The sequence below is a fragment of the Cnuella takakiae genome (genome assembly GCF_001953305.1).
Taxonomy (GTDB): domain Bacteria; phylum Bacteroidota; class Bacteroidia; order Chitinophagales; family Chitinophagaceae; genus Flavisolibacter; species Flavisolibacter takakiae.
Genome location: NZ_MTFE01000010.1, coordinates 5513162 through 5537177 on the forward strand (window position 1 = coordinate 5513162; position 24016 = coordinate 5537177).

The 24016-nt window shown below is 44.1% G+C and carries 24 protein-coding genes; 13 read left to right on the forward strand and 11 right to left on the reverse strand.

Annotated elements, in window-relative coordinates; genetic code table 11:
• Nucleotides 1-12 precede the first annotated feature (12 nt).
• The 10 genes from BUE76_RS23545 to BUE76_RS23585 all read left to right on the forward strand — a co-directional run bounded on the left by BUE76_RS23545 (nt 13) and on the right by BUE76_RS23585 (nt 11435).
• Entirely contained in the window at nt 13-1710 is a 1698-nt protein-coding gene (locus BUE76_RS23545; protein ID WP_073039029.1) for a bifunctional metallophosphatase/5'-nucleotidase, read from the forward strand.
• Between the two features lie 72 nt (nt 1711-1782).
• A complete protein-coding gene (locus BUE76_RS23550) occupies nt 1783-2346 on the forward strand; it encodes a YeeE/YedE family protein (RefSeq protein ID WP_073039031.1) in 564 nt (187 codons plus the stop codon).
• A 31-nt stretch (nt 2347-2377) separates the two neighbouring features.
• On the forward strand, nt 2378-2902 hold the full coding sequence (locus tag BUE76_RS23555) for a DUF6691 family protein (protein WP_245798241.1): 525 nt from the start codon (nt 2378-2380) through the stop codon (nt 2900-2902).
• Between the two features lie 326 nt (nt 2903-3228).
• Complete coding sequence (locus tag BUE76_RS24360) at nt 3229-3648, forward strand: hypothetical protein (RefSeq protein ID WP_143157151.1); 420 nt, start codon at nt 3229-3231, stop codon at nt 3646-3648.
• A gap of 49 nt (nt 3649-3697) precedes the next feature.
• On the forward strand, nt 3698-5098 hold the full coding sequence (locus tag BUE76_RS23560; protein ID WP_083596272.1) for a TolC family protein: 1401 nt from the start codon (nt 3698-3700) through the stop codon (nt 5096-5098).
• A gap of 5 nt (nt 5099-5103) precedes the next feature.
• Nucleotides 5104-8301, forward strand: a complete 3198-nt coding sequence (locus tag BUE76_RS23565; protein ID WP_073039036.1) for an efflux RND transporter permease subunit — start codon at nt 5104-5106, stop codon at nt 8299-8301.
• A gap of 100 nt (nt 8302-8401) precedes the next feature.
• Nucleotides 8402-9388, forward strand: coding sequence for an efflux RND transporter periplasmic adaptor subunit (locus tag BUE76_RS23570; RefSeq protein WP_158070035.1), 987 nt, complete (start codon nt 8402-8404; stop codon nt 9386-9388).
• Nucleotides 9389-9415: 27 nt separating this feature from the next.
• Nucleotides 9416-10009: a TlpA family protein disulfide reductase gene (locus BUE76_RS23575; RefSeq protein WP_083596274.1), complete on the forward strand. Its 594-nt coding sequence runs from the start codon at nt 9416-9418 to the stop codon at nt 10007-10009.
• 38 nt (nt 10010-10047) lie between these two features.
• On the forward strand, nt 10048-10605 hold the full coding sequence (locus BUE76_RS23580) for a TlpA family protein disulfide reductase (RefSeq protein WP_073039040.1): 558 nt from the start codon (nt 10048-10050) through the stop codon (nt 10603-10605).
• 62 nt (nt 10606-10667) lie between these two features.
• Entirely contained in the window at nt 10668-11435 is a 768-nt protein-coding gene (locus BUE76_RS23585; protein ID WP_073039042.1) for a phosphosulfolactate synthase, read from the forward strand.
• Nucleotides 11436-11475: 40 nt separating this feature from the next.
• Here BUE76_RS23585 and trxA read toward each other — a convergent pair whose 3' ends face one another.
• From trxA to BUE76_RS23600, 3 genes are all read right to left on the reverse strand, one after another.
• Nucleotides 11476-11841 (reverse strand): thioredoxin, encoded by a 366-nt coding sequence (trxA, locus tag BUE76_RS23590; RefSeq protein WP_073039044.1) that lies wholly within the window; start codon nt 11839-11841, stop codon nt 11476-11478.
• 124 nt (nt 11842-11965) lie between these two features.
• Nucleotides 11966-12562, reverse strand: coding sequence for a class I SAM-dependent methyltransferase (locus BUE76_RS23595; protein WP_073039046.1), 597 nt, complete (start codon nt 12560-12562; stop codon nt 11966-11968).
• A 63-nt stretch (nt 12563-12625) separates the two neighbouring features.
• Nucleotides 12626-13906 carry an MFS transporter gene (locus tag BUE76_RS23600; protein WP_245798243.1) on the reverse strand — a complete coding sequence of 427 codons (1281 nt, stop codon included), beginning with the start codon at nt 13904-13906 and terminating at the stop codon, nt 12626-12628.
• Nucleotides 13907-13960: 54 nt separating this feature from the next.
• Between BUE76_RS23600 and BUE76_RS23605 the strand changes: the two genes are divergently transcribed.
• From BUE76_RS23605 to BUE76_RS23615, 3 genes are all read left to right on the forward strand, one after another.
• Nucleotides 13961-14401, forward strand: a complete 441-nt coding sequence (locus BUE76_RS23605; protein WP_073039048.1) for a DUF983 domain-containing protein — start codon at nt 13961-13963, stop codon at nt 14399-14401.
• Between the two features lie 428 nt (nt 14402-14829).
• Nucleotides 14830-15333 carry a rhodanese-like domain-containing protein gene (locus tag BUE76_RS23610; protein WP_073039050.1) on the forward strand — a complete coding sequence of 168 codons (504 nt, stop codon included), beginning with the start codon at nt 14830-14832 and terminating at the stop codon, nt 15331-15333.
• A gap of 12 nt (nt 15334-15345) precedes the next feature.
• Nucleotides 15346-16065 (forward strand): sterol desaturase family protein, encoded by a 720-nt coding sequence (locus BUE76_RS23615; protein ID WP_073039053.1) that lies wholly within the window; start codon nt 15346-15348, stop codon nt 16063-16065.
• Between the two features lie 535 nt (nt 16066-16600).
• Here BUE76_RS23615 and BUE76_RS23620 read toward each other — a convergent pair.
• The 8 genes from BUE76_RS23620 to BUE76_RS23645 form a co-directional block, all read right to left on the reverse strand.
• The gene (locus BUE76_RS23620; protein WP_073039055.1) at nt 16601-17095 is read right to left on the reverse strand and encodes a DUF2243 domain-containing protein; all 495 of its coding nucleotides are present in this window, start codon (nt 17093-17095) and stop codon (nt 16601-16603) included.
• A gap of 17 nt (nt 17096-17112) precedes the next feature.
• Nucleotides 17113-17325 carry a hypothetical protein gene (locus BUE76_RS24995; protein ID WP_143157152.1) on the reverse strand — a complete coding sequence of 71 codons (213 nt, stop codon included), beginning with the start codon at nt 17323-17325 and terminating at the stop codon, nt 17113-17115.
• Between the two features lie 973 nt (nt 17326-18298).
• Nucleotides 18299-18859 carry a helix-turn-helix domain-containing protein gene (locus BUE76_RS23625; protein ID WP_073039057.1) on the reverse strand — a complete coding sequence of 187 codons (561 nt, stop codon included), beginning with the start codon at nt 18857-18859 and terminating at the stop codon, nt 18299-18301.
• Between the two features lie 18 nt (nt 18860-18877).
• Entirely contained in the window at nt 18878-19636 is a 759-nt protein-coding gene (locus BUE76_RS23630) for a PepSY domain-containing protein (RefSeq protein ID WP_073039059.1), read from the reverse strand.
• A gap of 10 nt (nt 19637-19646) precedes the next feature.
• Nucleotides 19647-20720 carry a class I fructose-bisphosphate aldolase gene (locus BUE76_RS23635; protein ID WP_073039061.1) on the reverse strand — a complete coding sequence of 358 codons (1074 nt, stop codon included), beginning with the start codon at nt 20718-20720 and terminating at the stop codon, nt 19647-19649.
• Nucleotides 20721-20833: 113 nt separating this feature from the next.
• Nucleotides 20834-21592, reverse strand: a complete 759-nt coding sequence (locus BUE76_RS23640; protein WP_083596275.1) for a sialidase/neuraminidase family protein — start codon at nt 21590-21592, stop codon at nt 20834-20836.
• Nucleotides 21586-21888 (reverse strand): hypothetical protein, encoded by a 303-nt coding sequence (locus BUE76_RS25000; RefSeq protein WP_083596276.1) that lies wholly within the window; start codon nt 21886-21888, stop codon nt 21586-21588. The genes BUE76_RS23640 and BUE76_RS25000 overlap by 7 nt, the downstream gene beginning before the upstream one ends.
• A gap of 11 nt (nt 21889-21899) precedes the next feature.
• On the reverse strand, nt 21900-24002 hold the full coding sequence (locus BUE76_RS23645; RefSeq protein WP_073039063.1) for a copper-translocating P-type ATPase: 2103 nt from the start codon (nt 24000-24002) through the stop codon (nt 21900-21902).
• Between the last annotated feature and the right edge of the window lie 14 nt (nt 24003-24016).

Below are 24016 nucleotides of genomic sequence, written 5' to 3' on the forward strand. Positions count from 1 at the left end.
ATAGTAGCGAAAATGAATGACACTAATTCCCGGAGAAACTTTTTACGGTACACTACGCTTGCGGGGTTCGGCCTGAGCCTAAATCCACTGGCATCCCTTGCCAATAATCAACATAACCTGCTGAATGAATCAGAAGGTAGTAAAGAGTTGACCCATAAGCAACACATCGTAACGATCCTGCAAACAACAGATGTACACTGCCAGCTTCACCCGCATGATGAACTTTTCTGGGAGAACGAAAAAGCTGTTTTCAGGACTGCCGGAGGCTACGCCCATTTGGCCAATCTTTTTAAAAATATACGGGCTAAAAATCCCGATACTTTTATCATTGATACCGGAGATATGTTTCAAGGCAGCCAGTTGAGCGTGGAAACAACCGGCAAAGCATTGCAACCTATTTTAAATGCGATGGGCTACAATCTTTACCTGCCCGGCAATTGGGAAGTAGTTTACTACAAAGAAGCCATGCAAAAATTATTAGGCGGGTTGGATGCGCCCAAGATTTGCGCTAACATGTATCACGACTTAGGTGACGGTAAAAAAGGAGAACTTATTTTTCCACCCTACTACACCTGGAGTGCCGGCGGTATTAAAATTGGATTTGTTGGATACACTGACCCTTTAGTGCCTATCCGGCAATCGCCTGCATACAGCAAAGGAATTATTTATACCAAACCGGAAGAAAACCTGGAACATTACGTAAAAGTGCTGCGAGACCAAGAACAGTGTGATTTTGTCATTTTGCTTTCTCATCTTGGATTATCACAACAGATTGCATTGGCAAATGATAAAGTCTGTGAAGGTGTAGATTATATTTTTGGTGGAGATACCCATGAAAGAGTGCGCAAGCCTATTCAATGCAAATATGCAAAAGTTGTGGAACCAGGTGCCTTCGGAACATTTGTTGGCAGATTGGATTTAGTTGTAGAAAACGGAAAGATAGTTGACGACCGGTATGCGCTTATTGAGGTAGACGCCACCAACAACAAAGCTGATACCCAAGTGGCGTCGGTCATCAAGGCGAATGAAGGTCCCTATGCAGCAGAAATCAATAAAGTGATTGGGTACAGTGCAGTACCGCTTTATAGATACTTTGTTGTGGAAAATACGATAGACACACTGATTATCGATGCCCTAAAATGGAAAATTAAACCTGACATTGTTTTGTCAAATGGCTTTCGGTTTTGCCCACCCCGAAAGAAAAAGGATGCAACAGGCAACATTCCTATCACCGAAGGATACTTGTATGACATGCTGCCGGTTGATTCGCAGGTACGAACAGTAAAAGTTACAGGGGCGCAATTAACCGAATGGCTGGAAAAAGAATTAAACAATGTGTTTGCAAAAGATGCATCTAAACGGCTCGGTGGTTGGGTAGTAAAGTTCAAAGGCATGAAAGTGGAGTTTAAAGCATTTGAAGATATGGGTAAAAGGGTAAGGAAAGTTTCCATAAATGGTACTCCACTTGTAGCAGATAAACTTTATTCGGTTTGTGCCTGTGAACGGGAAGGCGATGCGCCGGATATGCTTTGCAGGATGCCTAACGTGAAAGATGCCGCTAACACTCCTTACACCTTGCACCAAGTATTAAAAGATTACTTAAAAGTAAATTCCCCGGTATCTCCTTTACCGAAAGGAAACGCCATTATTTTGGATGCGCCACAAACACTGCTGACGCAGGTTACCGGTGTTGATTATAATTTCACATAATCAGCTGGTGTATCGTGATTTTTGTCACAAGTGCCTTAATTATAATCGTTCATTTTTGTAAAAAATATATTTATGTTGGAGTTTTTGAGACAACCGTGGACCTGGTATGTGGCTGGCACACTCATTGGTCTGACAGTGCCTGCACTACTAATTTTGGGAAACAAACATTTTGGCATTTCTGCTAACCTGCGGCATGCCTGTGCCGCCTGCCTGCCGGCAAACATCAAGTTTTTTAAATATGATTGGAAAAAGGAAATCTGGAATTTTTTCTTTGTTGGCGGTGTCATCATCGGTGCCTTTTTTGCCACCCAGTTTTTGTCGAACCCAGAGCCGGTACAGGTAGCACCAGCCTTATTGGCTGAATTAAAAGGTTATGGCATAGAAGACCACTCAAAGCTTTTGCCTCGTGAATTATTTAGTATCGAAAGTCTGTTTACACTTCGTGGATTTATCATGTTAGTGGTTGGCGGGTTTCTGGTTGGTTTTGGAGCAAGGTACGCCGGAGGATGTACAAGCGGACATGCAATTATGGGCATCAGCGACCTGCAAGTGCCGTCTGTGATTGCAACTGCGTCTTTTATGGTCGGCGGCTTTATAATGGCTAACCTGATCTTACCTTCTATCCTTAGATTATAAAATAATTATCAACAATTCAACCTAATTAGAAGTGAATAATAAACGAAATTCAACAATAGCAATAGAAACATTGCCACAAACTGACTTTGAAGTCCGTTCAATGGACACCATGTGTGTTAATGAATCGCATCTGAAACACAGATGGTATCATAACCTTAAGTATGCGGTGGTAGGTATTTTCTTTGGCATTGCCTTTACCAAAGCAGAAATCATCTCCTGGTTCCGTATTCAGGAAATGTTCCGTCTGCAAAGCTTTCACATGTATGGTGTGATTGGAACTGCAATCGTTATAGGAATGATTTCAGTATGGCTGATTAAAAAATTCAAGGTAAAAACGATTCACAGTGAGTCTATAGAGTTTCATCCTAAAAAATTTAATAAGGGGCAGATTATTGGCGGTGTAATTTTTGGGCTCGGCTGGGCCATGACCGGAGCTTGTCCCGGGCCGTTGTTTGCACAAATTGGCGCCGGTTTCCTGGTGATTGTTGTGGTGTTGTTGAGTGCTATTGCTGGCACCTGGGTGTATGGTTACTTTCGGGAACGATTGCCGCATTGACCTTGTAGTAATACAAAAATTCATGCTTGCGAATAAAATCAAACATGGCGGCAATTTATTTTCTGCTACATGCTTTCAATAACCAGGTGATAGCATTACCTCTACCACAAGGCCTACTATTGCAAACATTTAAATGTGTAATGATTGTGCGCAATGGGGACACACTTAGTGATTATACATTCCACTGCATATTTTTTATCGCCAAAAGATAGAATAAGCATAATGAGATAAACTACGAACAATGTACAATGATAATTTTCAGCTCTTAACAACCTTTTATAGGGAATACATACTTACCTCTGCAACTGATTATTAACTTCGCTCACATGCAAAACAGAAACTTAAATCAACGCAACTTATCTGGCAGAGTTGGTGCTGCAGGTTTAGTTGCGTTGGCTGTTTTGTTGCTATTTTTTTCCTGCCCGATGAAGCGGCTACTGCACGAGCACGTATCTATTCCGGTTGCGGCGAATAAGGGCCAGCATACAAAGACTCGTCATATTGTAGCGTTTCAATTTGAAAGCGGAACATTTTGCTATGCTACTCAAAAGCAGGAGTCTGTAACAGGAGCCAGGGTTACCCATAAGCAAAATTTACCTTCATCAGACAACGTTACTACTGATGGCCAGAGCGGCTTTTCCATTTACTATTTTCTAAGCGGAATCTACAATTCGACATTCTCATTTTCAACTACACCGCTTACTCAACTTCCCCTCTTTTTGCAGCATCGCCGCCTGCTGATATAATATTTCTTTCCTTTTTTTCGAGTCATCCTGCTGTCAGCATTTCGCTGATATGGCAATTGTTCATCTATACGGAAAGAAAATGAAATTAAAAATCTGGCTGCTGGCAACATTGTTGCCAATGGCAACCTCTGTATTCGCCCAAAAGAAAATTTACACCTTAGAAGAAGTTTGGCAAAAAGTATTGCTTTATCCCTCCGTTACTTCAAAAGAAGAACTGGTTCGCAGGCAGCAAGCGTTGAAAAATTTGATCCAACAGCAAAGCATGCCCGAAGTACAGGTTCAGGCACAGCAAACGTATGGCAGCTATGCTTCCGTTCCTGGCTCGTTCTTTCCGCTTCCGGGCATTTACAATACCAGCGGAACCAAGCAGTCCAACGAAGCCCTTTATGGCTCAAACATGTATGTCTCCGCCTTGCTTCAATGGGATTTTATGCAGTTTGGCAGACAACAGAAAAAGATTGCCGTTGCTGACAGCCGTATAAAACTGAGCCAGGCTGCCGTTTCGCAAGAGGCCTTTCGTTTGCAGTCCCTCAGCACACGCTATTATTTTGGGGTGCTTGAAAGCAGCACTCTTTTGACGCATTTTACCGCTGATGCCAAACGCTTATCGGACTTGCTGGACCTGGAAAGAGCGCAAGCCGATGCCGGGCTGCGTCCGGGTGCAGATACCCTGCTGGTAAAGGCGGCGTATCTGGATGCTATATCCCGAATAGCAAACCAACAGGCGATTCTTGCCTCTCTTCGCGAACAACTCTCCGCACTTACAGGAGAAGCAGCTTTTAACTTCGGGTTTGACACGACGCTTTACCAACGCTTTACCGAAAGCACTTATTTAGAGGGGGCACCTAAATCCACCCATCCTTATTTGGTTTACCTGGATGCGGCCATCCAACAATACAACGCAGAGTTAGCGGCTGTTAAAAAGGAGCCATACCCTTCTATTGGGCTTCTAGCCGGCACAGGAATCAGAGGCTCAGGCATTGAGGTGAACGGCGATATCAATAAAAGCATCACCGCACCCTGGACAAACAACAACGGTAGCTATTTAGTGGGTGTAGGTGTTACCTGGAAGCTTTCTTCCCTCTACAATAACCGGCAGAAGCGCAAAGCCGTCGTTCACCAGGCGGAAGCTGCTAAATCGGAATATGAAGCGGCGGATCGCCAGCTGCAAGCCGCATACGCCGCTGCTTTGGAAAGCTGGAAAGAGCAAAAACTCAAAGTGCAAAATGCCCGTCTCTCACTGCAGGCGTCACAGCAGGCTTACGATCTATACACCGTCCGTTACGAAAGTGGGTTAATTAGTTTGGTTGAGCTGCTGCAACTGCAAAAAAGCCTGCAGGATGCAGAAATCAATTACGTCCGCTCGGTTTTCACTTTCTGGAATAGTCTTATCGAGCAAAGTGAAGCCTTTGGAGATCCATCCCTTTTATTAACCGCTATTAAACCTTAACCCAGATGAACATTATTCGATTAGCACTAAGGAAGCCAATTGCCGTTATGGTGATGGTGTTGGCCATAGGCTATTTCTCTTTTCTGGTTGTCAAAAAAATCAACGTTGATATCTTTCCTAAAATCGAATCCCCTGCTATCTATATTGCCATGCCATATGGTGGTTTAACGCCGTCTTATATGGATGGTTTTATGGCCAATGAGTTTCAAAAAGTATTGGTCTTTGTCAGCGGCGTGAAAGACATCGAGTTTAAAAGTATTCAAGGCTTTACGCTCATGAAACTTAGCTTCTACGCGGGTACCGACATGGCACAAGCCGCTGCCGAAGTATCAACACAAGTTTCGCGGGCCATGGGATTTTTACCGCCCGGAGCCGTTCCACCGCAGGTTGTTAGGTTTGACGGCAGTTCCCTACCGATTGGCCAACTGGTGTTTGAAAGCGACAAACGTTCCATTGGCGAAGTTCAAAACCTGGTGATGACCCGCATCCGCCCACAATTTGTATCCATACCCGGCATTACAGCTCCCGCACCTTTTGGTGGCAATGTCCGCTCGATTGTCGTAAAAGTAAACCCTGGCTTGATGCAATCTTATGGCTTGTCGGAAGAGCAGGTGATGACCGCTATTGCAAAAAATAACCTGCCCTCGCCTGCGGGCAATATTCGCATTGGTGATAAGAATTACATGAGCCCCGTAAACTCTATGGCGAAAGGACCCGAAGAATTTCTGAATCTGCCAGTACGAACGGAAGGCGCGGCTACAGTTTTTATCAGGGACATTGCCACCGTAGAGGATGGAGCCGACGTAACCACCGGGTATGCCGTGATCAACGGGAAACGGTCGGTTTATTTGCCTGTCATTAAGAAAGCTGATGCTTCCACGCTCAAAGTGGTAGAGAGTCTAAAGTCTTCTTTACCCATGTTAAAAGAGAGCCTGCCGGACGATGTCAACATTGATTATGTTTTTGACCAATCGGTTTATATCGAACGTTCCATTGAAAATTTAATTCACGAAGGTATCCTGGGAGCAATTCTTACAGGCCTTATGGTGTTATTGTTCCTGGGCGACAACCGCGGAGCACTTATCGTTGTGCTTACCATTCCCATCTCTATTTTAACAGCGGTGCTTTTGTTGTCTGCATTTGGCCAAACCATCAATATGATGACCCTGAGCGGTCTGGCACTGGCTATTGGCATCCTGGTAGATGAAGCTACTGTAACGATAGAAAACATTCACCAGCACTTTGAAAAAGGCAAGTACAAATCCCGGGCCATTGTGGATGCCTTGTTAGAAATATCGATCCCCAAATTGCTTATTTTATTGTGCATCCTTGCGGTATTGCTTCCCTCGTTCATTATGACCGGCATTCCAAAAGACATGTTTTTGCCGCTCTCACTTGCGGTGGGCTTTTCAATGATTGCTTCGTTTGTTTTCTCACAAACGTTTGTACCGGTCATGGCCAATTGGCTTATGAAGATAAAAAAGCACAAGCATCATGTAGATAAGAACGGGAAGATGAAACTGACCCGTTTTGAGAAATTTAAGCGGCGTTATTTGGTGCTCACCCGGAGTTTTCAACGCAACCGAAAGACGGTCGTTGCCACTTACGCCATTGTTGTAGGTGCTTTGGTTGCTGTTGGCTTTATGTCCATCGGCACCGACATTATGCCGCCGAGTGGAACCACTGATTTGCAAGTGCGGATAACAGCACCTGCCGGTACACGGATAGAAAAAACCGAAGAATACCTGCACAGTGTCATGGATATTGTTTCTGCTGAAGCCGGCGCGGAGGCAGTAACCATTACATCGGCCTTTGTGGGCACCCAACCTTCCGGCACGGCCATCAACCCGATTTTTCTTTTTACCAGCGGCTCGCAGGAAGCAGTGCTTCAAATTTCCCTGGATAAGAATGGTTTACCTAATTCAATTGATGCCATAAAAGAAGGTATCCGTAAAAGCGTAGCGGAAAAGCTTCCCGAATTACAGCTGTCGTTTGAGCCGATTGAACTGGTAGAAAAGATCATGAGCAGCGGGACCAATACACCAGTACAAATACGGGTGGCTGCCGGTCAACTGGCGCAGGCAGCGGTATATGCAAAAAAGATTGAGGCCAATTTGAAGCAGGTGCATTTTTTACGTGATGTGCGCATGGAGGAAGCGGTACATTATCCCAGCCTTCAAATAGAAGTTGATCGTGAAAGGGCAGCGCAGTTCGGGCTAACCATGCAAGACGTTACGCAGGTCATGACAATGGCAACTTCCTCTACTCGTTTTGTCAATAAGACGTTGTGGCGGGACCCGAAATCAGGATTGATTTTCCAGGTGCAATTGCAGGTTCCGGAAGCCAGCATGCAAACCATTAACGACATAAAGATGCTTCCGCTAAAGGCCGGCCAGGCACGCCCTATTTTGGATGATGTATCCAGCATATCGGCAGGCATGGAACCAGGGCAGGTTAACCGGCAGGGGGCGAACCGATACGTAACCGTCGCTGCCAATATCCATCAAAAAGATTTGGGTGCTGCGGCTGAGGCCGTGAAAAAAGCCATTGAAGGCGCAGGCGAACGGCCTAAAGGGGTGCTTGTTTCTACGCAGGGGCAGCTAACCCTTTTGGCCGATACGCTGGACGGGCTGAAGACAGGACTGGTCATCGCCATTGTAGTGATCTTCCTGCTATTGGCGGCCTATTACCAATCATTTGCTTTATCGGCTATGATTTTATCGGTAATTCCGGCAGTAATTGCCGGCAGCTTGTTGGTGTTACTGGCTTTTGGCAGTACGCTCAACCTGCAATCCTACATGGGTATTATCATGTCCGTCGGCGTATCAGTCTCCAATGCATTTCTCCTGGCTGATCATGCAGAGCGGAGCCGCTTTAAATATAAACTTGATACCGGCGTATCGGCCATACTATCCGCTTCGTCCCGTCTGCGGCCCATCATCATGACCACGCTGGCCATGATTGCCGGCATGGTACCGATGGCCATAGGCTTTGGTGAAGGTGGCGAACAGGTCGCACCGCTAGGGCAATCAGTCATAGGTGGATTGTTGATGTCAACTCTTACGACATTGCTAGTGATGCCGCACCTTTTTGTAATGGTACGTAAAAAAGCTACCCTTCAGAGTGCATCGCTTGACCCGGATGACAGTGAAAGCCGGTTTTTCAAAAAAGAAACGCTCATTCTTGAACCTCAAAAATTTTAAACGAATGCAAAAGATATTTTTATTGATTTTACCGGCACTTGTACTGGCCCAAAGTTGCTCACAGAAGCAGGAAACAAAAGTTCCTGCGGCAAAAAAGGAAATGAAAACATTCAAACTGGCAACGGTTGTTTCAGACCAGCCCTCCTTTACGATTACTTTGCCCGGCGAATTAAAGCCGTATGAAGAAGTGAAAATTTATCCCAAGATCAAAGGGTTTGTAAAAAAGACCTATGTGGACCGGGGCAGCTATGTACGTAAAGGACAACTGCTAGCACAACTGGAAGCAGGTGAAATTGGTGCTCAATATGCCGCCCGAACATCGTCCAGCACCACAGCCTACCAAAAATTGTTATTCAGCAGGCAGTCCTATCATCGCTTAAAAGAGGCGGCCAAAAAGAACGGTGCGGTGGCCACTATTGAATTAGAAAGGGCCTATGCGCAATATCTTGCCGACAGTGCTGCTTACAGCAGCAGCAGGTCGGAAGCGGCTGCCACCGGGCAGGTTGCGAACTATTTGCGCATCACGGCACCTTTTGATGGTGTTATAACAGGGCGGTTTGTATCGGAAGGGGCTCTTGTTGGGGAAGGCGGCGCCAGCACAGAACCCATGTTTCAATTAACACAGCAAAGCAAACTGCGTTTGGAAGTAGCTATTCCCGAAAAGCAGGCACAAGCCTTACAACCCGGCAGCAAAGCCACATTCAGGTTGTTGGATAACCCAGGACAGACATTCACGGCCACGCTTTCAAGGAACAGCAGGGCACTTGATGGCCAAACCAAATCACTGCTTGCGGAGTTTGACGTGGATAATGCCGGTTCAGCCCTGCGATCAGGCCAATACGCCAAGGCGATTGTGCAACTGCGGCGGCCACAGGCTACGTTATGGGTACCGGTGAGTAGCGTGGTGCAATCGCAGGCCGATATATTTGTCGTTAAAGCTGCGAGTGGCGTCGCGAAGAGAGTGCCAGTGCAGACAGGCGTATCAAAAGACAGTTTGATTGAAGTTTTTGGCGACCTCACCGCAGGAGACAAGGTGCTGTTGAAAGGCACTGAAGAATTGAAAGAGGGTACAAAGATTGGACAATAAATAAGCCTTTAAAATAAAAAGACAATTATGGATAATCAGAAACAGGCAAGAAAAAAGAGAATCATCAAAACTGCTGGAAATATTATTTTTTTTGGCGTATTCCTGCTTCTGGTTTTTAATGCCGATGCAAAAGCCTGGCTGCTGCGCCAGCTTATGAGTATTGGGCTTTTTAATACGGAAATTAAGGCTAGTAAGCAACCGGCAACCGAAGAGGTAACACCTGCCTTTACGTATTATGATGCCACTGGCAATACGGTGTCCACAAGTGATCTAAAAGGCAAGGTGGTTTTTGTCAACTTCTGGGCAACCTGGTGTCCGCCTTGCCTTGCAGAGATGCCTTCCTTGCAGTCCCTCTACCAGCAATTTGAAAAAGATAACCGGATTGTGTTCTTGTTTATGAATGAGGATGATGATCCGTCAAAAGGAATACAGTATTTGCAACAGAAGGGTTACAGTGTTCCTCTGGCAAATCGGGCAGGCAGCATTCCATCCGAACTATTTAGCGGCACTCTGCCTACCACGATAATACTCGATAAGGAAGGGAAGGTGGTGTATAAACACGAGGGGCTGGCGCAGTACAACACAAAAAACTTTGTCAGTCAGTTAAAAGCCCTATTGTAAGCTTATTTCAACAACTATTAAAAACAAAATACCTACGCATGAAACAATTATTTTTTTTATCCGCAGTCATATTCAGCAGTTCCCTCGTTGCATGTTCTAACAACGCAGCAGAACAAAATACAACATCAACGGCTACGGAACAAACAATCAGCACCAGCGAAAACGCTGCTGCCGCACCGTCTGCCAATACAAACGCTACATCGTTGCCGGCCTTTGCCATGCAGGATGTAAACGGCAACCCTGTAAGCCTCGAGTCGTTTAAAGGGAAAAAAGTCTTTGTAAATCTTTGGGCCTCCTGGTGTCCTCCCTGCAGACGGGAGATGTCTTCGATAGAAAAGCTCCGAAACGGCGTTGACTCCAATAAAGTGGCTTTCGTTATGCTCTCGTTAGACGACAATTTTAACAAGGCGAAAACATTCATTAAGCGGCAAAAGCTTTCACTGCCACTTTATTATCCAGCGGAAAACTTGCCTGCGCTATTTAATGTACAGGCTATACCCACAACATTCATATTTAATGAAGCTGGAAATCTATTGCAGCGTGTAGACGGAGGCGATGAGTATAATTCAGAGGCGTATCGCAAGTTGTTGCAGTAGAACTCAAAATAAGTCTAATTATTTTTGACTCTCTATTTCGATTTCAAATTAATAGTCTGTTGATGAATTTTTCCCTTTCCAAAATCCCCGCCCGTACCGTACAGCCGCGTAAGCATGGATTGACCGTAGTGAGCGACAAAGGGCTTAGCTTAATGGAAACAAAAAACCTAATGTCAGGTGCAGCGCCCTATGTTGATATGATAAAACTTGCCTTTGGTACGGCACTGGTTACACCTATGCTTAAAGAAAAAATCCAGTTGTACCAATCCTATAATGTCCCGGTTTTCTTTGGCGGGCTTTTGTTCGAAGCCTTTGTCATTCGAAATGAACTGGCTGCATTTGAACGACTGGTTGATGAACACAACATTCCTTGTATGGAAATCTCCGATGGCGCTATTGATATTTCGCACGAACAAAAATGCGCCTATATCCGTCGTTTTAGCCAGGAGAGAGTCGTGCTGAGTGAGATCGGTTCTAAGGACAAGGACAAAGTACAGGTAACGCCACCATACAAATGGATCCAGTTGATGCAGGCAGAACTGGAGGCAGGTTCTTCCTATCTTATAGCTGAAGCTAAGGAGCTGGGTAATGTGGGCTTGTACCGCGATTCAGGTGAAGTGAGGGAAGGACTGGTACAGGAAATCTTAACAAAAATTCCTGCTGAAAAGATTATTTGGGAAGCACCTGCAAAAGATCAGCAATTAAATTTCATCGAGCTGTTAGGCTGCAATGCCAATCTCGGGAACATCAACCCCTCAGAAATCATCGCATTGGAAGCAATGCGTGTTGGTTTACGAAGTGACAGTTTCTCGTTTTTCTTGAATAATTAAATAGAGAGCGATTCTTTCGGGAATCGCTCTTTTGTTTTGTTTACTTCAATGTTTGCAGCAGGCGTTCTTCAATCACCTGTTGAAACGCCTTTTTCGGAAGCGCACCGGGCTGCATGACAGGCTCACCCTTTACTGGTATAAATAAAAAAGTAGGAATACTCCGGATGCCAAATATCGCAGAAAGTTCTCCTTCTTTTTCTGTATCTATTTTATAGATCACTAATTCGCCTTCATATTGCTTTGAGAGTTCTTCCAGCACTGGCGCTACCATTTTACAGGGTCCGCACCAGTCGGCATAAAAATCAATGACTGCAGGAACAGAACCTTTGTATTTCCATTCCTGCTCCTTTTCATAGTCAAAAACCTTGTCCTTAAAATCCTGTGTTGTTAATTGAATCGTCGCCATTTTACTGCTTTGTTGTAAAGATAAAATTGAAGTGAATGATAAACCGTGACACGAGTCACACCAAAAAGCCCTTTGTAGAAACAAAGGGCTCAACCAAAACCAACTGCCACGTGGACGTAGTTTATTATAACTTTTGGCCTACTAGCTGTAAAACGGCTGCCTTGCCTTTATGAAATTTACCCTCATTCAATTCAATTTCTTTTTGTCCGCAGGATAGCAAATGGAGAAAAGGAAAATCACTGCAAATGGAAGGCGCATCATATAACATTTGCTTGTCCTTCGGCCCGCCAGAATCAAATTCTACCTGTTCCTTCGCAAATGCCTCTAAAATGAGATACCCGCCTGAGTTTAGCGATTTAAATATCTGTTCATGGAATAAAGAGCGCAGGGCCTGAGGCAGATGCACATAAATCAAGGCAACAGCGTCATATTTTTTCTCGGCCTTGTAGGTCTCAATTTCCTGAACCCAATAGTTGATGGTTACATTTTTTGCAGTGGCTTGTAGCAGCGCTTTTTCTCTGGCCACCTCGCTAAAGTCAAATGCATCAACCAGCCAACCTTTCGAAGCTGCATAGATTGCATTGCGTCCTTCCCCTTCAGCCGGCAACAAAATTGAACCGGGTTTGTGTTTATCAATATACTGCTTAAAGTAATGGTTGGGCTCTTGCCCATACACTGATGCATTTTCTATATAGCGTGTATTCCAAAACTCTTGTTTCATAAGAGCAAAAATGCAAGGATGCTGTCGCAATTGTCGTGATAACAGTCACGTCAAACCCATATCTTACCTAAGCTCCGGACAGCGGGTGCTTTTCCATAAGAACTTTGCAGTACAGCACATGCGTAAATGTGCCAATAACCCACCGGCTCCTGTCAAAGCTGCTACGAAAACAAAGGTAACAGACAGACCAAATTTGTCAGCCAGAAAGCCCGAAAGTAAAGCACCCGCCACATAGCCGCTGTCCCGCCAAAAACGGAAGATGCTTAAGCTTTCGGAACGTTGTTGGGGGTGGGTGTGTTCAGCAATGACCGTTAGAAAATTAGGATAAACCAAGGCTGTTCCCAGGCCCATCAGTACCATCGCCGCCAGGGCCATATAAAAGTTAGAAGCATAGGTCAACAGTAGCAGACCAATAGCTTGTAGTAACATGCCAGTGGTTATTAATTGCTTTTTACAGAAAACATCGCCCATTTTACCGGTAGCCATCTGCCCAAGGCCCCATACAGCAGGATATACTCCTGCCAACAATCCAATTTCAGACAGATTAAACTGTTTGTTTAGCAATAACACAGGCAGCAATCCCCAGATTACCCCATCGTTAAGATTATTTATAAAACCACTGATGGTAACACTACCAAGGTTGTAATGCTGAAAAGTCGTTTGCTTCCAGATACACTTCAAAATCGACTGCTTGCTTTGCTGTGCTTCTACCTGGACATGCCTCTCTGTATCTTTTACAAATAAAAGCGTTAGGATCAATCCTCCCATCGAAAAAAGAATGCCTGGCAGAAATGGATAAAAACTAAAGCCTTTTGCCGATGCAATCTGCGTAGCCAGAAAGGCAGCAAAGCCTACTGTTAAGTATCCTGCAAACTCATTCAAGCCCATTGCGAAGCCACGATCTTTTTCACCAACCAGGTCAATTTTCATCATAACGGTTGCCGACCAGGCCAGACCTTGGTTGATGCCTAATAAAATATTAGCGGCAATTACCCAGCTCCATTCTTGTGCATACATCAATAAATAGGGCACCGGAAGAGCGGCAGCCCAGCCGATCAGCAAAACCCGCCTGCGGTTGTATCGATTCGCTAGCTTTCCTGCAACTAGGTTGAAAAGAGCCTTTACGCTTCCAAAAGCTATGATAAAGGACAGAAGTGCTGTATAGCTGTTAATACCAAGCGTTTCGGCCAATCCTGGCAAAACAGCCCGTTCCAAGCCAATCATGCTGCCCACAAACGCATTTATCAATACTAATAGATAGAACTGCCGCCAATTTGCTTTTAGACCTTGCACACTTTTTTTGTAACGCAAAATAATCTTACTAAAAGATTTCAGGAGTGACACAAGTCACGGGTGAGTAACTGCATGAACAATAAGTTTGCATTATAAGCAAATTTTATGCAAAATGAAGGTCAAAGGCGGTCACCCAATTATCTTTTCAGCCTCCTGCAACTCAAATGCCCACGCTGCCGGCAAGGCGATATGTTTCTGCAAAAAAGTTCCTACAAAAAGGGAATGATGAAAATGTATGATACCTGTTCTTTTTGCGAACAGAAAATGGAAATAGAGCCTGCATTTTACTATGGCACGGGTTACGTAAGCTACGCTTTATCGGTAGCGCTAACTGTCGCCAGCTTCATTGCATGGTGGGTTATTATCGGGATGTCGCTGAAGGATGATCGCTTTTTCTGGTGGATAGGCTTCAATGCTGTTCTTTTGCTTGCTACACAGCCTTATCTGATGCGCTTATCAAGAACGGTGTGGTTATCGTTCTTTGTTCGGTATAAAAAAGACGCTGCCTGCGATTGGATTGCTCAGGATGAACATACTGTCGGGTAGTCAGCAACGCACTCGTAAACGTCTAAATATTCCATCGTTGACATAGAAGTGTCGCATCTGTAAATTTTACCTATTCAACTATTCTAAAATAATTGGTTTGCGATTTATGCGAGAAAGAAAAACTTAGGGAACATGAAGGGATATCTTCAGAAATTCGTCCACACTGGCATACTCTTTTCAGCAGACCTTTTTTATCTTCTGCACAAAACCGTCAATACGACTGCCCGGTTATGGTAAGTTAGTATTAGCTGAATGTGATTATAATAACTAACCAATGAAAACTTACATTTTCGACCAAGGAAAGGAACGATGGGGCATGTACCAACTCAAAACGAAGGTCTTACATTGGCTGAATTGGAACAAAATAATATCCGGAAGGCATAATTTTCTGAAAACTTTATTGGCTAAAAGTTTGTTGAACTTATAACATGAAAACGATTATAGCATCAATGATCTTTGGCTTATCCTTCATTGCTTGCCAATCCCATGCGCAAGTGAAAAGCGGCACATTTAATTTTACCCTTAAAATGTTGCTCTCAAGGGATGTTCCGGAAATTACAGTTGCCGATGCTGCAAAAAACTCCGGTCGTTATATGTTTTTAGATGCACGTGAACAAAAAGAATACAATGTTAGCCATCTTCCCAGCACCAGGTTTGTTGGCTATGATAGCTTTTCCATTACGTTTTTAAACGATTTACCAAAAGATAAGCCCTTAGTCGTGTATTGCTCTATTGGGAAACGAAGTGAGGATATTACACGCAAGCTGAAAAAAGCAGGTTTTACAAATGTTCATAACCTGTATGGCGGCATCTTTGAATGGGTCAACCAGGGCAACCAGGTATATGACCTTCAGAATAAGCCAACTGACAAGATACATGCCTACGGGAAGCTTTGGGGCAGATTTTTAGACAAGGGCACAAAAGTCTATTAATTCCTATTCATCATGAATGCATTTGCAGACATAGTGCGTACCCTTCAGCCTTATGCAATAGGCATTTCTTTTGCCGCTGTGTACATTGCCGAACACCTTATTCCACAACGTAGGGAACTGATAGACCATACCCATGATGGTAAAAATATACTGGTAGGGTTGCTTAATTTGGCAATAGCGGGCGTTGGCGGCTACTTTTTACAGCACTGGCTTACCTACACCAGCAGCCACCATTTTGGTCTGCTCCATTTGTTGCCTCCTATTTTCTGGTTAAAAATAGCGTCCGGTTTTATTTTGATTGATATCCTTATGTACTGGTGGCACCGGGTAAATCATGAGTACCGTTTTCTTTGGCAGTTTCACCGCTTTCATCATATGGATGAAAAGATGAACAGCACCACTGCTGTTCGTTTTCATGCAGCAGAAATCATATTTTCTTATGTATTGCGCTTTAGTTTATTTCCGCTTTTGGGTATTGATATAGCTGCCGTTTTTTTGCACGGCATTGTTCTTTTCCCCGTTATTCTATTTCACCATTCCAATGTGCGTATTTCAGAAAGATGGGACAAGCTATTGCGTTTCTTTTTTGTTACCCCACATATGCATCGCATCCATCATTCCAGGATCCGAAAGGAAACCGATTCAAATTACGGGTCTGTATTTCCTTATTGGGATCCGCTGTTTGGAAGCTATACACACAAACCCGAGAAGGATATTGAATTTGGTGTGTAGCAATTGAACAAATATCTGATCTATAACTTAAAAAGTAAAGTGACTACCCTTAGCGGGAAACAGCTTTAAAAAGTTTGCTTGCATCAGTATCCATTTTGGAAGACGATTTGACCACTTCATCAAAACCACCGCTTAGGAGTTGTAGTGCATGCTTTTTCGACTCACTTTTTTTGCCTGTCCTAATTTTAAAAGACGCAGTATTGGCACAGGATGACACCAACCTTTTACTAAATGTTGAAAGAAGAACACTAAAACTATTGCTGGCAAGACCAATTAGTTTATATGTACAAATTATGCAAGTGCTAAACCGATCATTACAAGGGTTGACATATTAATGTCCAAGATCTTTCTATATCCCACTCTTTATTAGGTTTATTTGTTTGTGCAGACATCATTACATGGCTCTTGTTGGAATAATCAAATACCTACTGCCATATTTTGGCTTCATTTTTTTTCATTTCAGGAAGAAGGGGCCGCTTCTTCCCCCTATTCATTCTGTTAATTTGTTTTTCTAGCCATAAAAAGGTCTATTTGTTCAAACCTGCTTGTATCGTTGCGAAACATTTGTTGAAGCTCCATCTTTTGAACCTGTACGGATGAACGCCCATCCTATCAGAATAAACAAAACGCCTGATGTAAGAAATAAGTAGTCATACAAAGACAACCCTTGCAGCTCCACTACATGATGTATCCCTAAAATGTGATGGTCTATGATACCTTCAACTAAATTAAAGATACCCCATCCTAAAACTAAGGAACCAAAGAATGTATTACCTGATAAAGGCACATCTTTTCGTTTTACAGCATTCCAAAGCATCCCGATTGAAATAGCGGTTGCCACCCATGTTAAGGCATGGAATAAGCCATCCCAAACCATGTTTGTTTTTGCATTAACCAATGTATCAGGAGGTAGTTTTGCAGAAAGCATATTGTGTAGCTGAAAAATCTGGTGGAATAATATTCCATCTACAAAGCCGCCCATGCCGATGCCCATGAGTGTGCCTGCTGCTATTAGAGGTTTGCTATTCATTGTTTGCTATTTTTATGTTACGTTTTTATTGTTTTACCACCTTTATAAATAAATACTATGATGCCTGTAAATACGACAAAAGGCAATACTGAAGACAATAGGTTGTTGTAAAAATCGTCCCCGAATACTAATGCCCTAACCTCAGTTGCCTGTTTTGAACTGCACATTGTACAAGCCTCACTGGTAAGGGAAAAGAAAAACATTGCAAGGGTTGTAAGTATGACTTTCATATAATGTCTATTTACTCTTTGAAGTGGATTGGAAATTAAGATTTTTGCACAATTTATAGGCGAGCGGAATTTTGTACGTTCATGCTATTAGAACTTGCAACATAAATCGTAGCACATCCCAGTTCTCATCTAGCTTCGCTTTACTGTTTTGGTACAGCAATTACACCAAAATCCAGAAGCGATACAAAATTTCTTTTATATATGAATATTATTTGTCAGAGAATGTACATCTGTCGTTGAAGGTAAGGCAGTACTTTATGTTACAATGTGACATAAGTCACGCCAACTAACGTTTCTGCATAGTAATGATTATACGATATTTACACCTTTAACCGGGTCAATACAAGCCCTATCTTATCTATCTCCCTTTAGATATCCTAATTACACCACATTGATTAAATGAACCAAACTGGCCAGCTCTTCCTTTCTCTGGCACTTCTATAATAATATCGACATCATTTTGGCACGAATTCGCCGACGAAAGTTTCCATCCTTGGTCGACTGAAATATTAAGCAAACAATCATGAGAGATTTTGAGTTTTCAATCTATTAGATCTTCTGGCTCTAGGCCAAGTTAGTTCACATTATCTAACATTATTAAATCATAAGCCCTCAACGATTTATGAAGGACAGCTGATACAAAGATTTAAATTTATCACTAAGGCGCGCTATCAAGGTTTTCTACTCCTGCGCATTAAGTTTGCCTCATGGGTTGTCGAAGAAAAAAGCCGACAATTTCGAAAAGAACAACACTCCCAGCGCTAAACTTATAAAATATTAAGTTTTTAAACTGTTTAAAGTTAATGTGTTAGGTTGAAGGCACTACCCTGAAACACTACTTTTTTTATTATTATTTAATAAGGTGTTCCGAAAATAATTTGCATTCTTCTGAACAGCTTATTCAAGTCCTATATATGAGATATTTATACTTTTGAATTCTTCAAGTGCAGGTTGCACATTTAATGACGTATAATCATAACTTATCAATGGTCGTACGATCTGCCAGGTCTTTATTTTTATATACCGATGGCGTTACTCCGAATGCCTGCTTAAACTGCTTAGATAGGTGCTGTGCACTGCTATAACCTAATTGTATCGCAATTTCATTTAAATTGAACTCCTCGTAGGTTAGCAACTCTTTTGCTTTTTCAAGCTTCAATAGAATAAAGTAACGTTCAATAGATCGTCCTTCCTGCTCAGAGAATGTTTTACTTAGCAGGGAATAATCTTTATTGATTTCTTTTGATAAATATTCTTTGAACTTAAACTGCCTATCTAGCTTGCCTTCTTCCACGGCCATGATCAGAAGGGCTTTGATTTGACTAACCAACTTTTCCTTATTGCTGTGCAGAACGGAAAACCCCAATGACTCCAGCTTTTCTTCCAACTGCTGCAGCGCGCTACCATCAAGCAGGCTTTCGCATTCCACAATACCCAAACCAACTCCATTATGGACGATGCCTAATTCACTTAGTACCTTTCCGACGGCCATAATGCACCGCGGACAAACCATATTTTTAATATAAAGCTTCATCTACCTCTTCTTCTTTTACTAAATCGTAAGCGAACCAGGCCACTGCCCCGCCATCTTTTTTCGTTTACTCATTTTACTGCTCATCCAGAACAGCACAAAACCAGAAATAATGGTCAGCAGGCCAAATATTGAAAATGCCCGCAACAACCAGTTATTGATATCATCTCTGCCTTTATAATCCATAGTATGCATCATCCATAGCAAGTCGAACAATCGCCATTTATTATTCCTAAAAGATTCAACCCTCCCCCACTCAGCTGATACATAAACTGTAGTGTTAGTAGGATGATTGAATGTTATCGCCCAGGCTGGCAAAGGCTTTTCCCGGTACTCATGATGGCCATTTGTTGTAACCAGGTACTCTACTTTTTCAACAGCAGGCTTCCCGTTGAAACTGGCTGCTGCAATCTGCACTGCTTCATTTTTGCTGATGGCTTGCCGAATCCTTCCGGTGCCAGCATCAGCCAGTACTTTCTTTAAATGGCCCTTGGAGTAAAAGCTGAAGTTGTAATAAGGCTTGTTCAGCACGCTGATCAACTGCAATGATTGGATGGAGTCAACATTTGACAACTGCCGTAAAATGCTATCGGGTGATATCAGTTGTAAGTTGCCTCTTAGATGGGATGGCTGCCGGTGCTGAAAGTCACCATGAATTTCATCGATGTCTGTCCAGCTGAAGTAAAGCCCTCCAATGGTCCACAATAGAAACTGAACTCCCAGAATCACACCTAAATACCGGTGGCTTTTCCGAATGTAATAGTGCTTGCTTTTGGCCATCTGCAATAGTTTATGCGACGTCAATATCCTTTGCTAAGTATATGTCCTGAATGGCCTGCAGCAGTGTCACACCTTCTTTAAAAGGCCGCTGAAAAGCTTTACGTCCTGAAATGAGTCCCATGCCTCCAGCCCGTTTGTTAATGACTGCAGTACGTATGGCTTCCTTTGTATCTGATTGTCCGCTAGATGCACCTCCGGAGTTGATTAATCCTATCCGGCCATTATAGCAGTTCAGCACCTGGTAGCGGCACAGGTCAATAGGATGTTCAGAAGAAAGTTCACTGTACATGCGCTTATCCAGTTTGCCGTAAGGGCTGCTGCCTATGTTTAAAGCCTGATAGCCACCATTGGTTTCCGGAAGCTTTTGTTTTATGATATCAGCCTGTATGGTTACGCCCAGGTGATTGGCTTGCCCTGTGAGATCGGCAGCTACGTGATAATCTGTGTTGCCCGACTTAAAAGCATCATTGCGCAGGTAGCACCATAAAATGGTGGCCATACCCAAGCTATGCGCTTCTTCAAATGCTTTGGCAACTTCAATAATTTGGCGACCAGCATTTTCAGAACCAAAGTAAATGGTTGCGCCTACTGCAACCGCACCCAGGTTCCAGGCATCCCTTACAGACCCAAACATGATCTGGTCGTACTTGTTGGGATAGGTCAGCAGCTCATTGTGGTTGATCTTAACAATGAAAGGAATCTTGTGGGCGTACTTCCGCGACAGCAGGGCAAGCCCACCAAATGTTGTTGCCACACCGTTGCAACCACCTTCCAATGCAAGCCGGATTATGTTTTCCGGATCAAAGTACATTGGATTGGAAGCAAAGGAAGCACCGGCACTGTGTTCGATGCCTTGATCAATGGGAAGTATGGATACATAACCTGTTTTCGCCAACCGCCCAGAATTGAACAACTGTGCAAGACTCCTGAGGGTTTGTGGACTGCGGTTGGAAAGCGCAAAGTTCTGATCGATAAAATCTGCTGATGGCAAATACAGGTGTTCTTTTGGAATGGCTGTGCTCTTGTAAGTGAGCAAAGACTGGGCTTCGTCGCCCAGTATGGCTGTAATTTCTGTAAGGCTCATAATTGTCTTTTTAAAAGTTTAGTTGATTGTTGCAAACAGATTGAATTTTTCCTGACCTCATTATGAAAAAGCTATTGCAGCAATGTCCTTTCAAATGCAGAGATCCCAAATGATCAAATGGCAACAACAGCTTTCATTATTTGACCTTCTTTTTCCCACACACAAACCGCTTGTTTTTCACCTGTGGCCTGCAGTACCGGCAACTGTCCCTTTCCTAAATTCAATTTGCTTCCATCAGGCTTCTTCACCACTATCTCACCACCTTCCATCCAGGTATAAGCCGTTTTGCCATTTACCGTTTCTATTGTACAGCTCCTGCCCCATCCTACCTCTTGCTCTTCCGCTCCTGGTTGGGCAACAAAGATTTTATCCTGCCTGCGCCAAACCGTTTGTACCCTGCCGCCTGGCCCAATCACCAAACCACCACCATCCATGGGGCAGCTATCCAGTTTCCAATTGCCGAGGCCCAGCTTCTCTGCCCCTTGAAAGGTTTGGCCTCCATCAAAGGAGCGGATCAGGTACAAATTCCGGTTGCCCGCAAGCCAGTTGCGGAACATAATGGCTACCTGCTTTCCCTGTACCGCAACCGAAGGCTTGCAGCACTCGCATACATGACCGTCCGGGGAAGTGTAGATCATTTTGTTTTTCGACCAGGTTTTACCCCCATCCATCGACTGCGCACCATAGATATTGTTCTGCCCCTGACGCAGGTCGAGCCAAGCGGCAAACAATCCTTTCTTACCATCACCGTCCAGGGCCAGAAAACCTTCTTTGGCAACCGTATCTCGGTCATTTACCCGGACCGGGCCTTCCCATTTTCCTGCACCTCCTTTTCGGAACGCCAGGATATCCCCCTGCTGGGTTGCTACCAAAATGCAGGGTCCATTTTCAGAAGCGGTGATTTGCGGCCCCGCATGGCAAAAGAAAAAAGGTCCGGCACCCTGCCCACCAGTTTTGGTTTAGAAAATGACGTTCCGCCATCTTCAGAAAAAGCATAAAGGACACTATCTCCTTTGCCAAATACCAAATGCAGCATATTTCGGCTATCCTTTACAAGCCGTGGAACACTGCCCATGGCTATTACTTCAGCATCAGAACTGCCGGTCCTGTAATTAAAAGAGGCAAAGCCGATCAGGCATGTAACGAGTGCAATGCAAATCTTTATCATGGTAGTTTTTATTAACTGGTTTTGAACTGTCGCTTTAAGAGTTGTGCATTGAAAGCAACAACGATGGTGCTTAAACTCATCAGCACAGCGCCCATGGCCGGACTTAAGACAAAGCGGGGGTACAGGACTCCGGCTGCAAGTGGAATGGCTATGATGTTATAGCCAACGGCCCAGAAAAGGTTCTGGATCATTTTCCGGTAAGTAGCCCTTCCAAATGAAATCATATTTACCACATCCATCGGATCGCTGTTCACCAGAATGATATCGGCTGTTTCAGCAGCCACGTCGGTGCCACTGCCTACGGCAATGCCCACATCCGCCTGAGCAAGAGCCGGGGCGTCGTTCACGCCATCGCCGGTCATGGCTACTATCTCACCCTTATCCTGAAACTCCTTAAGCTTTTCCTGTTTTTGGTGGGGCAGCACGTTTGCCAGGTAACCATCCATGCCCAGTTTTGCAGAAACGGCAGCCGCAATCTTTTCATTATCGCCAGTAAGAAGGAACGAACGAATGTTCATGCTTTTGAGGGTACTAATAGCCTGTGCTGCGGTTTCCCTGATAGAATCTGCCAAGGTTATAATGCCGGCCACTGTACCATTGATCAGCACAAAACTTACTGTTTCGGTGTTCTGGTCAAAAATTGGAGGTATGGAAGGCAAGGGTTTACCTTCCCTTTTGAAATAGTTTGGTCCCCCCACAACTACTTGCCTGCCTTTAACTACGGCGCTTACCCCTACTCCTTGCCAGTACTGGAAGTTTTCGGATGGCCAAAGCTCTAGCTCTCTTTCTTTCAATTTCCGGATTATACCTCGGGCAATGTAATGCTCTGAATGTTGTTGTGCCGCTGCTGCGTACTGCAGTATCTCTTTGGCTGAAAATTCATTGCTGACCGAAACAAAATTTTGGACCTCATGGGAGCCTTTGGTCAGGGTACCTGTTTTGTCGAAAATAATAGTGGTGAGCTTGCGGGCATTTTCAAAGGCCGTACGGTTGCGGATCAGCAGGCCGCTTACTGCTGCCCTGGTGGTGGAAATAGCCACCACCAGGGGAATAGCAACCCCTAGAGCATGTGGACAGGAGGTTACCATCACTGTTACCAACCGTTCCAAGGCTACAGCAAGATCCTTTTCTACTCCAAACCAGTAAAAGAATGTGGTAACACCTACCACGATAGAAATGATGGTAAGCCACCCAGCTACCCGGTCGGCGATATTTTGTGTATTGGATTTCGCGCCTTGTGCTGTTTGTACCAGATGAATGACTTTATTGAGATAGCTGTCTTCACCAGCACCAGTCACGACGGCTTTAAGTGAACCATCACCGTTTAGTGAGCCTGCAATAAGCTTTAAGTCTTTTTCCTTTTTTACCGGCACGCTTTCGCCGGTCAGCATGCTTTCATTAACATAGGAAACTCCATCCAGAACCAATGCATCAGCGGGGATCTTTTCACCAGGTTTGATCACGATTACATCCTTATTCCTGAGATGTTTAAGGTCAATATCTGAAACGACACCTTCACGCTCTATATGTACCTTGGAAGGCAGCAGGGCAACAAGTGATTCCAGAGCATTGGATGCTGCCATTTGGGAGCGCATTTCCAGCCAGTGGCCCAGCAACATGATATCGATCAAAGTAGCTAACTCCCAAAAGAAGTCCATGCCCTCAAGGCCTAAAGCGACAGCAACGCTATACACATAAGCCACTGTAATGGCCAAGGCCACCAAGGTCATCATACCGATCTTACGGTGCTTGATTTCTTGTACCATTCCTATCAGGAAAGGAGACCCACCATAGAAGTATATGACGGTTCCAAGGGCTAGCAATACGTACCTGTCACCTAAAAAAGAGATATGAAACCCGAACCAATGCTGAATCATTTCGGAAAGCAGCAACACCGGTATTGTGAGCACCAGGCAAATCCAAAAACGCCTGAGGAAATCTTCGGTGTGATGGCCTGCATGTTTATCATGCATACCTGCTTCGGCGGCCCTCCCCTCCTGTTCCATGCTATGATGGCTATGCACAGGGCTTCTTCCGGAAGAATTTTTCGAAGTATCCTGCGGTTTTTCCTGGCTTTCATGGTGACGACCATGGTGGTGATGTTCGTGGTTCATATTGTATGTTTTTA

What these genes read in the sequence shown, in the direction of transcription:
- BUE76_RS23545 (WP_073039029.1), top strand. Translation starts at nt 13, where the DNA reads ATGAATGACACTAATTCCCGGAGAAACTTTTTACGGTACACTACGCTT.
- BUE76_RS23550 (WP_073039031.1), top strand. Translation starts at nt 1,783, where the DNA reads ATGTTGGAGTTTTTGAGACAACCGTGGACCTGGTATGTGGCTGGCACA.
- BUE76_RS24360 (WP_143157151.1), top strand. Translation starts at nt 3,229, where the DNA reads ATGCAAAACAGAAACTTAAATCAACGCAACTTATCTGGCAGAGTTGGT.
- BUE76_RS23560 (WP_083596272.1), top strand. Translation starts at nt 3,698, where the DNA reads ATGGCAATTGTTCATCTATACGGAAAGAAAATGAAATTAAAAATCTGG.
- BUE76_RS23565 (WP_073039036.1), top strand. Translation starts at nt 5,104, where the DNA reads ATGAACATTATTCGATTAGCACTAAGGAAGCCAATTGCCGTTATGGTG.
- BUE76_RS23570 (WP_158070035.1), top strand. Translation starts at nt 8,402, where the DNA reads ATGAAAACATTCAAACTGGCAACGGTTGTTTCAGACCAGCCCTCCTTT.
- BUE76_RS23575 (WP_083596274.1), top strand. Translation starts at nt 9,416, where the DNA reads ATGGATAATCAGAAACAGGCAAGAAAAAAGAGAATCATCAAAACTGCT.
- BUE76_RS23580 (WP_073039040.1), top strand. Translation starts at nt 10,048, where the DNA reads ATGAAACAATTATTTTTTTTATCCGCAGTCATATTCAGCAGTTCCCTC.
- BUE76_RS23585 (WP_073039042.1), top strand. Translation starts at nt 10,668, where the DNA reads ATGAATTTTTCCCTTTCCAAAATCCCCGCCCGTACCGTACAGCCGCGT.
- trxA (WP_073039044.1), bottom strand. Translation starts at nt 11,841, where the DNA reads ATGGCGACGATTCAATTAACAACACAGGATTTTAAGGACAAGGTTTTT.
- BUE76_RS23595 (WP_073039046.1), bottom strand. Translation starts at nt 12,562, where the DNA reads ATGAAACAAGAGTTTTGGAATACACGCTATATAGAAAATGCATCAGTG.
- BUE76_RS23605 (WP_073039048.1), top strand. Translation starts at nt 13,961, where the DNA reads ATGCAAAATGAAGGTCAAAGGCGGTCACCCAATTATCTTTTCAGCCTC.
- BUE76_RS23610 (WP_073039050.1), top strand. Translation starts at nt 14,830, where the DNA reads ATGAAAACGATTATAGCATCAATGATCTTTGGCTTATCCTTCATTGCT.
- BUE76_RS23615 (WP_073039053.1), top strand. Translation starts at nt 15,346, where the DNA reads ATGAATGCATTTGCAGACATAGTGCGTACCCTTCAGCCTTATGCAATA.
- BUE76_RS23620 (WP_073039055.1), bottom strand. Translation starts at nt 17,095, where the DNA reads ATGAATAGCAAACCTCTAATAGCAGCAGGCACACTCATGGGCATCGGC.
- BUE76_RS24995 (WP_143157152.1), bottom strand. Translation starts at nt 17,325, where the DNA reads ATGAAAGTCATACTTACAACCCTTGCAATGTTTTTCTTTTCCCTTACC.
- BUE76_RS23625 (WP_073039057.1), bottom strand. Translation starts at nt 18,859, where the DNA reads ATGAAGCTTTATATTAAAAATATGGTTTGTCCGCGGTGCATTATGGCC.
- BUE76_RS23630 (WP_073039059.1), bottom strand. Translation starts at nt 19,636, where the DNA reads ATGGCCAAAAGCAAGCACTATTACATTCGGAAAAGCCACCGGTATTTA.
- BUE76_RS23635 (WP_073039061.1), bottom strand. Translation starts at nt 20,720, where the DNA reads ATGAGCCTTACAGAAATTACAGCCATACTGGGCGACGAAGCCCAGTCT.
- BUE76_RS25000 (WP_083596276.1), bottom strand. Translation starts at nt 21,888, where the DNA reads ATGATAAAGATTTGCATTGCACTCGTTACATGCCTGATCGGCTTTGCC.
- BUE76_RS23645 (WP_073039063.1), bottom strand. Translation starts at nt 24,002, where the DNA reads ATGAACCACGAACATCACCACCATGGTCGTCACCATGAAAGCCAGGAA.